Annotated in this window: 1 protein-coding gene; it reads right to left on the bottom strand. The window is 75.1% G+C overall.

Going from position 1 to position 11,091, the window contains the following annotated elements; genetic code table 11:
- Positions 1-99 precede the first annotated feature (99 nt).
- Positions 100-11,001, bottom strand: a complete 10,902-nt coding sequence (locus AB0K43_RS29970) for a type I polyketide synthase (RefSeq protein ID WP_363645289.1) — start codon at positions 10,999-11,001, stop codon at positions 100-102.
- Positions 11,002-11,091 lie beyond the last annotated feature (90 nt).

Here is an 11,091-nt window from a genome sequence, read left to right as displayed (position 1 = left end):
TTTTCCCTAGAGCCCGAGCCCGGTTCCGGGTGCCCGGGCAGCACGAATGCGCACCGGGCGCCCCCGTCGGGGGTACCCGGTGCGCCTCGTGTCAGCCCGTCACTCCTGGCGGCCGAGCCACTCCTCCACCAGCTCGGCGGTGAGCGCGGAGTCCTCCCGGATCATCGACAGGTGGTCGGCGTCGACGCGCACCACCTCGGCGCCCGCGACCAGCGGTTCGGCGCTCTCCCGCTGGTCCACCGGCGCGTCGTCGGTGCCCAGCAGCGCCTTGTCGCAGGTCACCAGCAGGACGGGGGCCGAGGTGTGCTGCACGTCCAGCTGGTTGAGCAGCACCATCCACCGGCCCATCGCGGAGAGCCGCGAGTTGGTGAGGCGCACCGGGGAGGCGTCGGCGGAGGCGGTGAAGTTGAGCCGCATCATGCCGGTGTAGTCGACGCCCTCGCCGGCGTCGTGGCGGAAGCTGAGGGTGTCCAGCAGCACCACACCGGTCGGCCTGATCCCCCAGGTGTGCTCCAGCAGGCCCGCTGCCGCGTAGGCGAAGGAACCGCCGGATGAGTGGCCCACCAGCACGAACGGCTTGCCGTCGGAGGCCCGCAGCGCGCTCTCGGCGATCACCCGGGTGGCCACCTCCGGGTTGGCGGGGAGCCGCTCCCCGGTGGCGAAGCCGACCAGCGGCAGCGCCGAGACCTCGCGCAGGCCGCGGAAGTGCGCGGCCAGCCGGGAGTACTGGTGCACGCCCGCGTTGGCAGTCGGTGCGCTGACGCAGATCAGCTTGGTCGGGCGCGGGCCCTCGGCGAGCTTCGCCGCCCAGGGCAGGTCCTCCAGCTCGGCGGTGGCCTCGAAGGTCGGCCGCAGGGCCGCGACGGTGGCCAGCATCCGCTGCGCCTCGGGGATCTTCCCGTTGCCCAGCGCGTCCATGAACAGCCGCTCCAGCGAGTCGAGTTCCGGCTCACCGGTGGGCACCGAGACCGCCGCGCCGCCCGAACCGCCCTCCTCGACAGGCTGGTTGGCCAGCTCGCTGCGGATCCAGGCCGCCAGCTCGGCGGGCGACCTGCTGTCGAAGACCACCGTGGCGGGCAGTCGCAGCCCGGTCACCGCCGCCAGCCGGTTGCGCAGCTCGACGGCGGTCAGCGAGTCGAACCCGAGCTCGTAGAAGTCGCGTTCGGCCTCCACCGAGTCCGGCGAGGGGTGGCCGAGCACGACCGCGGCCTCGGTCCGGACGGTGTCCACCAGGTACCGCGCCCGGTCGCGCTCGCTCAGCGCGAGCAGCTGCCGGGTGAAGCCGGCCGCCGCGTCCGCGCCGTCCGCGACGTGCGCGGCGCTGCGGCGGGCGGTGCGGACCAGGCCCCGGAAGAGCGGAGGCACGTCGTCCTGCGGGCGCATCGGTCCGGCAGTCAGGCCGAGCGGGATGACCAGCGGTTCGGCGGAGCCGCTCGCCGCCTCGAACAGGGCGAGGCCCTGCTCGACCGAGAGCGGCGGGATGCCGCCCGACTGCATGCGGCGCATGTCGGTGTCGCTCAACTCACTGGTCATACCGACGTCCTGGGCCCACGGACCCCAGGCCAGCGAGGTGCCGGCCAGGCCGAGCGAACGGCGGTGGTCCATCAGCGCGTCCAGGTAGGCGTTGGCGGCCGCGTAGTTGCCCTGGCCGGGGCTGCCCATCACACCCGCGATGGAGGAGAAGACCAGGAAGGCCGCGAGCCCGCTCTCCCGGGTCAGCTCGTGCAGGTGGTGGGCCGCGTCGACCTTCGGCCGGAGCACGGCCGAGAGCCGCTCGGGGGTGAGTGCGGTGATGATGCCGTCGTCCAGCACACCGGCGGTGTGGATCACGGCGGTGAGCGGGTGCTCGGCCGGGATGCCCGCCAGCAGCTCGGCGGCCGCCGCGCGGTCGGCCGTGTCGCAGGCGACCACCCGGGCCTCGGCGCCGAGCAGGGCGAGTTCGGCCACCAGCTCGGCCGCACCGGGTGCGTCCGGGCCGCGCCGGCTGGTCAGCACCAGGTTGCGGCGGCCGGTGACGGCCAGCCGGCGGGCCAGGTGGCGGCCGAGCGCACCGGTACCACCGGTGAGCAGGACGGTGCCCTCCGGGCTCCAGGTGCCCGGCTGGTCGGCCTCGGCCGGGGCCAGCGGGCTCGGCGCGGCCTCCGTCCGGGCCAGGCGGCCGAGCCGGACCACACCGTCACGGACAGCGAACTGTGCCTCACCGTCGGCAAGTTGGCCGGGCAGGACGGGCAGGGCGGCGGCCAGGTCGGCCGACTGCTGCACGTCCACCAGCGCGAACCGGCCGGGGTGCTCGGAGTTGGCCGAGCGGACCAGGCCCCAGGCGGAGCCGCCGGCCAGGTCGACCACGGCGTCGTCCTCGGCGGCCCGGATCGCACCGCGCGTCACGAACACCAGCCGCGCGGCGGCGAACCGCTCCTCGGCCAGCCAGTCCTGCACCAGACCGAGCACCCGGGCGGTCAGCTCGTGCACCGCCTCCGGCGTCTGCTCGGCCACGGCGGGCAGCCAGGCCACCACCAGGTCCGGCAGGGGGTCGGAGAGTTCGGCGAACGAGGCGACCGAACGGCCGAGCCCGAACTCGTCGGCGCTGAGCGCCACACAGCTCAGCTCTCGCCCGGTCGGCCCGGCGGGTGCGGGCACCCACTCGACCGTGAACAGCGGCTCCCGCCCGCCCCGGGTCCCGGCCCCGGCCTCGGCGGCGCGCAGCCGGACGGAGTCCACCGAGAGCACCGGGCCCCCGGCCGGGTCGACGGCCGTGACCGCCACCGCGTCCGTGCCGGCCCGGGTGAGCCGGACCCGCAGCACGGAGGCGCCACCGGCGTGCAGGGTGAGCCCCCGCCAGTCGTGCGGCTCGTACGGCTCCTCCTCGGAGCCGACCCCGAGCAGCACGGCGCCCTGGAGCACCGCGTCGAGCAGCGCCGGGTGGAGGCCGAAGTAGCGCGCGTCCTCGGCGATCTCGACGGGCAGCTCGACCTCGGCGTACAGCTCCTCGCCGCGCAGCCAGGCGGCCTTGAGGCCCTGGAAGGCCGGGCCCCGGCCGGGCTCGCGGTAGAAGCCGTCCAGCTCGACGGCGAGCGCCCCGGCGGGCGGCCAGACCCAGCCGGTCTCCGGCAGGTCGCGGTCCTGCGGCACCAGGGTGCCGGTGGCGCACCGCAGCCACGGGTCCTCGGGCCCGGCGTCGCCGGGGCGGGCGTAGCAGGCGACCGTACGGGCACCGGCCTCGTCCAGCTCGCCGACCCGGACCTGGACCACCGGCTCGTCCTCGCCCGCGATCACCAGCGGCTCGCCGATGGTGAGTTCGGCGATCCGGCCGCACTCGACCTGGTCACCGGCCCGGACGGCCAGTTCGACGAAGGCGGTGGCGGGCAGGGTGATCCCGTCACCGACGCGGTGGTCCAGCAGCCAGGGGTGGACGCGGGTGGCCAGGCGGCTGGTGTAGAGCACGCCGTCCACGTCGGCCAGCGGCACGGCCGCGCCGAGCAGCGGGTGCTCGGCGGGCACCAGGCCGACGGAGGTGACGTCGCCCGAGAGCGCCGCCGGTCGCGGCCAGTACCGCTGGGTCTGGAAGGGGTAGGTGGGCAGCTCGACCCGGCGCGCGCCGGTGCCGTCGAACAGCCGCTCCCACTCGACGCCGACCCCGGCCACGTGCAGCCGGGCCAGCCCGCCGATCAGCGCGCTCTCCTCCGGCCGCTCCTTGCGCAGCGCGGGGGCGGTGACGCAGTACGGCCCGTCCTCGCCGAGGCTCTGCTCGGCCAGCGCCACCAGCACGCCCCCCGGGCCGAGTTCGAGGAAGGCGTTCGCCCCGGCGTCCCGCAGCGCGCCGATCCCGTCGGCGAACCGGACGGCCTCGCGGACGTGCCGCACCCAGTACTCGGGCGTGCACAGCTCCTCGCCCGCGAGCGCACCCGTCAGATTGGACACCACCGGGACGGCGGGCGGCTGGAACGACAGTTGCTCCAGCACGGCCCGGAAGTCCGCCAGCATCGGGTCCATCAGCGGCGAGTGGAACGCGTGGCTCACCCGCAGCCTGCTGGTCTTCCGGTCGGCGAAGTGCGCCTCGACGGCCGCCACGGCCGTCTCCGCGCCCGACACCACCACCGACTTCGGCCCGTTCACCACCGCGATCGACACGAACTCGTCGAGCAGTGGCCGGACTTCCTCCTCCGTCGCCTCGATCGCGACCATCGAACCACCGGTCGGCAGCGCCTGCATCAGCCGGCCCCGCGCCGCCACCAGCGCACACGCGTCCGCCAGCCCGAAGACCCCGGCCACATGCGCGGCCGCCACCTCACCGATCGAGTGCCCGGCCACGAACTCCGGCCGCACACCCAGCGACTCGACCAGGCGGAACAGCGCCACCTCGACCGCGAACAGACCCGCCTGCGCGTACTCCGTCCGGTTCAGCAACTCCTCGTCCACGCCCCAGACCACGTCCCGCAGCGGCCGCTCCAGGTGCTCGTCCAGCACCGCGCAGACCGCGTCGAAGGCGTCCGCGAACACCGGGAAGCGGCCGTACAACTCCCGGCCCATGCCGATCCGTTGCGAACCCTGGCCGGAGAACAGGAAGGCCGTCGTCCGGTCGGCCGCGGTGCCGCGCGCCAGCTCGGTCAGGCCCTCGGCGCCGGCCAGCAGGACGGCGCGGTGCTCGAAGGCGGAGCGGCCGGCGGCCAGCGAGAGGCCGACGTCCAGCGGGGAGAGCTCCAGGGAGTGGGCGGTCGCAAGGTAGGCGTCCAGGGCCGCGTCGGTCTTGCCGGAGAGCACCCAGGGCACCACGGTGGGCAGCAACGGGTTCTCGTCCACGGCCACGGCCGGCTCGGCCGGGGCCTGCTCGACGATGACGTGCGCGTTGGTGCCGCTGATCCCGAAGGAGGAGACACCCGCGCGCCAGGGCCGCCCGGTCTCCGGCCAGGGCCGGGCCTCGGTGAGCAGCTCGATGCTGCCCGCCGTCCAGTCCACGTGGGTGGACGGCTGGTCGATGTGCAGGGACTTGGGCAGGACGCCGTTGCGCATCGCGAGCACGGTCTTGATCACACCCGCCACACCGGCGGCGGCCTGGGCGTGGCCGATGTTGGACTTCAGCGAGCCGAGCAGCAGCGGCCGCTCGGGGTGGCGGTTCCGGCCGTAGGTGGCCAGCAGCGCCTGCGCCTCGATCGGGTCGCCGAGCGCGGTGCCGGTGCCGTGGCCCTCCACGGCGTCCACCTCGCTCGTGGTGAGCCCGCCGCTGGCCAGTGCCTGGCGGATCACCCGCTGCTGGGAGGGGCCGTTGGGGGCGGTGATGCCGTTGGAGGCACCGTCCTGGTTCACGGCCGAGCCCCTGATCACGGCCAGCACCTCGTGCCCGTTGCGCCGGGCGTCGGAGATCCGCTCCAGCACCAGCATGCCGACGCCTTCGGACCAGTTGGTGCCGTCCGCCGCGTCGGAGTACGCCTTGCAGCGGCCGTCCGAGGCGAGCCCGCCCTGCACGGTGAAGCCCGCGAAGCTGACCGGGGTGGTCATCACGGTCACACCGCCGGCCAGCGCCATCGAGCATTCGCCCGCACGCAGCGCCTGGGTGGCCCAGTGCAGGGCGACCAGCGAGGAGGAGCAGGCGGTGTCGACGGTGACGGCCGGGCCCTCCAGGCCGAAGGTGTAGGAGATCCGACCGGACAGCACGCTGGAGGCCAGGCCGGTGCCGGCGTGGCCGCCGATGTCCTCCCGGGAGTTCATCATCAGCGTGGCGTAGTCCAGGCCGTTGGTGCCGACGAAGACACCGGTCCGGCTGCCCTGCAGCCGCTCCGGGTCGACCCCGGCCCGCTCCAGCGCCTCCCACGAGGTCTGCAGCAGCAGGCGCTGCTGCGGGTCCATCGCGAGCGCCTCGCGCGGCGAGATCCCGAAGAACCCTGCGTCGAACTCGGCCACGCCGTCGAGGAATCCGCCCTCCAGGGTCGCGCTGCGACCCCGGCCGTCCCGGTCGCCCGCCTGCAGGGTGCGCAGGTCCCACCCGCGGTCGGCCGGGAAGGCGGCGATGCCGTCGCCGCCCTCGGCGACCAGCCGCCACAGGTCCTCCGGGCTGTTGACCCCGCCGGGCAGGCGGCAGGCCATGCCGACCACGGCGATCGGGTCGGCGGCGAGGGCGGCCGCGTCGGCGGCCGGCAGCTGGGTGTCGGCGGCCGGGGCCTCCAGCAGTTCGGCGAGCAGGTGCTCGGCCAGCACCCGGGCGGTCGGGTAGTCGTAGACCGTGGTGGCCGACAGCTTGAGGCCGGTGGCCAGCGCCAGCCTGGCGGGCAGCTCGATCGCGGTCAGCGAGTCGAAGCCCAGGTCGCGGAACTTCCGCTCCGCCGCGACGGCCGACTTGTCGGCGTAGCCGAGCACGGCCGCGACGTGCGTGCGGACCAGGTCGGTGACCGGCGCGAGCTGCTCACCGGTCGGCAGCTCGCGCAGCCGGCGGGTCAACTCCGACGCGGCGGAGGCGAGATCGTGCCGGGAGGCCTCGGCGGCGGCGAGCGCCTGCCGGGCGGCGGGCAGCTCCTTCAGCAGCGGGTTGCCGCGCAGGCCGACCAGGCTGTCCAGCACGTTCGGCTGCCGCAGGTCGAGCAGGACGAGCACCGGGGCCTGTCGGGTGACGGCCTGCCGTAGCGCTGCCAGGGCCAGTTCGGGGTGGAGTGCCGGCACGGCCGCGCGCTGCGGCCCGGCCTCGCCCGCCGGCTCGGTGTACTCCTCGCCGATCCAGGCGCCCCAGGCCAGCGAGGTGGCGGGCCGGCCCTCGGCCCGGCGGCGCTGGGCCAGCGCGTCGACCACGGCGGTGGCCGCCGCGAGGGTGGCCCGGCCGGGGGTGCCGACGGCGCCGGCGACGGCGGAGCAGAGCACGAAGGCGGACAGCTCGATGTCCCGGGTCAGCTCGTCCAGGTGCTGCGCGCCCAGCGCGCGGGCCCGGTGCACGGCGGCGAAGCGCTCGGGGGTGAGCTCGTCCAGCACGCCGTCGTCGACCGCTCCGGCCGCGTGCACCACGGCGGTCAGCGGCGCGTCCTCGGGCAGCTCGGCCAGCAGCGCGGCCAGCGCCGCGCGGTCGGCCACGTCACAGGCGGCCACCGTCACCGCGGCGCCCAGCGCGCGCAGTTCGGCGGCCAGCTCCTCGGCGCCCGGGGCCTGCCCGCCCTGACGGCTCGCCAGCAGCAGGTGGCTCACGCCCTCCCGGGCCAGCCAGCGGGCCAGATAGCTGCCCCGGCCGCCGGTCCCGCCGGTGATCAGCACCGTGCCCCGGGTCTCCCCCGGTGTCCAGCCGGCGTCCGACACGCCCGCCAGGGCGGGCACCAGGCGGCGCCCGTACACGGCGGAGGAGCGGACTGCCACCTGGTCCTCACCGGTCAGGCCGGCCAGCACGGCGGCGAACCGCTGCGCGGCCCGCTGGTCCAGCGTCTGCGGCAGGTCGACCACGCCGCCCCAGCGCTGTGGGAGCTCCAGCGCGGCGACCCGGCCGAGGCCCCAGACCCCGGCCTGCTCGGGCGCGGCCGGTGCCTCGCTCCGGCCCACGGCGACGGCGCCGCGCGTCACGCACCACAGCGGCGCGGCGATCTCCGCGTCCTGCAGCGCCTGCACCAGCGCCACCGTCGGCCCGGCAGCCTCGCTGCGGCCGACCGCGAGCAGCGACACCACACCGGTGAACGGCTCGCCGGCGGAGGGGAGTTCACGCAGCAGTGGGGCCAGCTCGGCCTGCTCCGGCACGCTCACGTTCAGGCACAGCGCCTCCGGACCGACCGCGTCCAGCACGGCCGCCGCCCACTCCTCGTCGGCGCACTCGGCCGGCACCACGACCAGCCAGCTCCCGGCCGGCCGCGCGGCGGTCACGCCGGGCAGCTGCTGCCAGGACTCGTGCAGACGCAGCGCGTCCAGCAGTTCCTGGTCGCGCCGCTGCCGCCGCCAGGTGGAGAGTGCGGGCAGCACGGCGCCGAGCGCCCCGCTGTCCACGGCCAGGTCGGCGGCCAGCGCGTCGAGCTCTTCGCCCTCCACCGCCTCCCAGAACCGGGCGTCGAGCGCGTCCTCGGCCCGGGGGGCCGTGGACGCCGCCGGGGCGTGCGTCCGGGGCCAGTACCGCTCGCGTTGGAAGGCGTACGTGGGCAGGTCGACCCGCCGGGCACCGGTGCCCGCGAACAGCGCCGTCCAGTCGACGGTCACACCCGCCACGTGCAGCCGGGCCAGCGCGCCGAGCAGCGCTCCTTCCTCCGGGCGGTTTTTGCGCCCGAGCGGCTCCACCACACAACCGTCGTCCTCTCCCAGCGTCTGCCGGGCCGGCGCGGCCAGCACACTGTCCGGGCCGAGCTCGACGAAGGCGTTCGCCCCGGCGTCCCGCAGCGCGCCGACCCCGTCGGCGAACCGGACGGCCTCGCGGACGTGCCGCACCCAGTACTCGGGCGTGCACAGCTCCTCGCCCGCGAGCGTGCCGGTCAGGTTCGAGACCAGCGGCAGGCGCGGCGCGGCGTACTTGAGGCCGCTCAGGACGGCCCGGAACTCGTCCAGCATCGGGTCCATCAGCGGCGAGTGGAAGGCATGACTCACCCGCAGCCGAGTGGTCCGCCGGTCGGCGAACTGCGCCCGGACCGCCTCGACGGCCTCCTCGGCCCCCGACACCACCACCGACCTCGGCCCGTTGACGGCCGCTATGGAAGCCAATTCGCCCAGCAGCGGCCGGACTTCCTCCTCGGTCGCCTCGATCGCGACCATCGCGCCACCGGCCGGCAGCGCCTGCATCAACCGACCCCTGGCCGCGACCAGCGCACACGCATCCGCCAGCGAGAAGACACCCGCCACATGCGCGGCCGCGACCTCACCGATCGAGTGACCGGCCACGAACTCCGCCCGCACACCCAGCGACTCGACCAGCCGGAACAGCGCCACCTCCACCGCGAACAGAGCCGCCTGCGCGAGGTCCGTCCGGTTCAGCAGCTCCTCGTCCGTGCCCCACACGACATCCCGCAGCGGCCGCTCCAGCAGCCCGTCCAGCACACCGCACACGGCGTCGAAGGCCTCGGCGAACACCGGGAACCGGCCATACAACTCCCGGCCCATCCCCAACCGCTGCGAACCCTGCCCCGAGAACAGGAAGGCGGTGCGCCGCTCCTCGGCCACGCCCCGGGCGGTCTCCACGCCGTCCAGCAGTACGGCGCGGTGGGCGAAGCCCGAACGACCGGCCGCCAGTGAGAGGCCGACGTCCTGCGGCGCGCGGTCGGCGAGCAGCGAGAGCCGGTCCAGCTGGGCGTCGAGCGCCGCCTCGGACTTGCCCGCGACCACCCACGGCACGAGCGCGGGAGAGCCGTTCACCGGCTCGGCCGCGACGTCCAGTTCGGCAGCGGGGGCCTGCTCGATGATGACGTGCGCGTTGGTGCCGCTGATACCGAAGGCGGACACCGCGGCGCGGCGCGGACGGTCGGTCTCCGGCCAGTCGGTCGCCTCGGTGAGCAGGCGCACGGCACCGGCCGTCCAGTCCACATGAGTGGAGGGAGCGTCCACGTGCAGGGTGCGCGGCAGAACGCCGTGTCGCATCGCCAGCACGGTCTTGATCACACCGGCCGCACCGGCGGCCGCCTGGGTGTGGCCGATGTTCGACTTCAACGAGCCGAGCAGCAGCGGCCGTTCGCGGTCCTGGCCGTAGGTCGCGAGCAGCGCCTGGGCCTCGATCGGGTCACCGAGCGTGGTGCCCGTGCCGTGGCCCTCGACGGCGTCGACCTCGGTCGCCGACAGGCCGGCGTTGGCCAGCGCCTGGCGGATCACCCGTTGCTGGGCGGGGCCGTTCGGCGCGGTCAGACCGTTGCTCGCGCCGTCCTGGTTCACCGCCGAGCCGCGCAGCACGGCGAGCACCTCGTGCCCGTTGCGCTTCGCCTCGGAGAGCCGCTCAAGGACCAGCACACCGGCACCCTCGGACCAGCCGGTGCCGTCCGCCGCGTCGGCGAAGGCCTTGCACCGGCCGTCCGACGCGAGACCGCCCTGACGGGTGAAGCCGGGGAAGCCGAGCGAGGAGGACATCACGGTGACGCCACCGGCCAGCGCGAGCGAGCACTCGCCGCTGCGCAGCGACTGCGCGGCCAGGTGCATCGCCACCAGCGAGGAGGAGCACGCGGTGTCGACGGTGACGGCCGGGCCCTCCAGGCCGAAGGTGTAAGAGATGCGGCCGGAGACCACGCTCGCCGCGAGACCGGTGCCCGCGTGGCCCTCAATGTCCTCGGTCGAGTTCATCACCAGGGTCAGGTAGTCCTGCCCGCCGGTGCCGACGAAGACGCCGGTCCGGCTGCCGCGCAGGGTCAGCGGGTCGATGCCCGCCCGCTCGACGGCCTCCCAGGAGGTTTCGAGCAGCACGCGCTGCTGCGGGTCCATCGCGAGCGCCTCACGCGGCGAGATCCCGAAGAACCCGGCGTCGAAGTCGGCAACCCCGTGCAGGAATCCGCCCCGCGAGGTGGCGCTGTGCCCGCGCTCGCCCGCTGCGCTGCCGAGCAGCGCGTCCAGGTCCCAACCACGGTCGGTCGGGAAGTCGGAGATCCCCTCCCGCCCGTCGAGCACCAGCTCCCACAGCTCGTCGGGCGAGCCGATCCCGCCGGGCAGCCGGCACGCCATTCCGACGATCGCGATCGGGTCGTCCAGGCCGGCCGCCGTACCCAGCGCCGCACCGTCGAACTCGCTGTGCTCGTCGAGAAGTTCGGCGATGACGTGCGCGGCAATCGCGGTCGGCGTCGGGTGATCGAAGACCAGGGTGGCCGGAAGCCGGAGACCGGTCACGGCCGTGAGCCGGTTCCGCAGCTCGATCGCGGTCAGCGAGTCGATGCCGAGCTCGTGGAAGTCACGGTCGGCCGCGATCGCCTGCGGCGAGGCGTGGCCGAGCACGGTGGCCGCCTCCGCCCGCACCAACTCGACCACGTGCCGCAGCCGCTCGCCCTCCCGCAGCTCCCAGAGCCGGGCCGCCAGCGCCTGCGCGGCCACCGCGCCGCCCGCCACCGTCGCCGCCGTCCGGCGGCCACCCGGCAGCAGGGCCCGGAACATGCTGGGCACCTCGCCCGGCATCCGCCGGCCCCCGGCCGCCATCCGACCCATCGCAACCAAGTACGGCTCGTCCGCACCCATCGCCGCATC

Origin of the sequence: Kitasatospora sp. NPDC049258, from assembly GCF_040678895.1 — a bacterium.
In the GTDB taxonomy this organism is placed as follows: Bacteria; Actinomycetota; Actinomycetes; order Streptomycetales; family Streptomycetaceae; genus Kitasatospora.
Note: the sequence above shows the minus strand (reverse complement) of the source record. Positions and strands in the feature narration are given on the sequence as shown.